Here is a 960-nt window from a genome sequence, read left to right on the forward strand (position 1 = left end):
CCGGCCGCGGCGACGCGGCCCATGGATCCGGCCATGCGATGACGGTTGATCGTGTGCACGAAGCGTCTCGAGCGAAACTGAGAGCCGCGGTCGCTGTGCACAACACAGCCCGCCACATCACCGCGGCGGGCGACGGCATTGTTCAGCGCGGTCACCGCCAGGCGAGACTTCATCCGCGAATCGATGGAATAGCCGACGATCCGGTTGGAGAACACGTCTTTGACCGCACACAGGTACAGCTTGCCTTCACCGGTACGATGTTCGGTAATGTCGGTGAGCCACAAGAGGTTTGGTCGATCAGCGGTAAAGTTCCGCTGCACCAGATCATCGTGGACAGGCGGTCCCGGTTTGCCGTTCTTGCCGCGCCGGGGTTTGCCGAACGCACTCCACCATCGGTTGGTCGAGCAGATCCGCCACGCGGTGCGCTCGGCCATCGCCTCGCCGGCTTCACGGGCCTCGTCAGCGAGGAACCGGTACCCGAACTCGGGGTCGTCGCGGTGCGCGTCGAACAGTGCGTTGGCCCGATATGCCTGCGCGATCTCACCGGCGGTGACCGGTTCGGCAAGCCATCGGTAGTAGGGCTGGCGAGCGAGCTCCAACACCCGGCACGTCACCGCCACGGGAATACCTTCGGCGGCAAGCTCTTTCACGAGCGGGTAGATCCTTTTCCCGGTAACTGCGCTTGCGACAGATACGCCGCAGCGCGGCGCAGCACTTCGTTTTCCTGCTCCAGCAGCCGGATACGGCGCCGAGCATCACGCAACTCGGCCGACTCCGTTCGTGTCGGTCCCGGCTTGTTCCCATCGTCGATGTCGGCTTGGCGCATCCATTTCGACAACGTCATCGGATGGATCCCGAAATCGGCCGCGATCTGATCCAGCGTGACTCCCTCGTCACGATTGCGGGCGACCCGGACCACGTCGTCGCGGAACTCCTTCGGATACGGCTTGGGCACAGTGA

The 960-nt window shown here is 64.0% G+C and carries 1 pseudogene; it reads right to left on the minus strand.

Annotated features, from left to right (window positions below):
- Positions 1-955, minus strand: a pseudogene (locus tag IRT45_RS36320) (IS3 family transposase); the annotation flags it as partial.
- Positions 956-960: the final 5 nt, after the last annotated feature.

The sequence above is a fragment of the Nocardia sp. BSTN01 genome (assembly GCF_015354405.1).
GTDB lineage: Bacteria > Actinomycetota > Actinomycetes > Mycobacteriales > Mycobacteriaceae > Nocardia.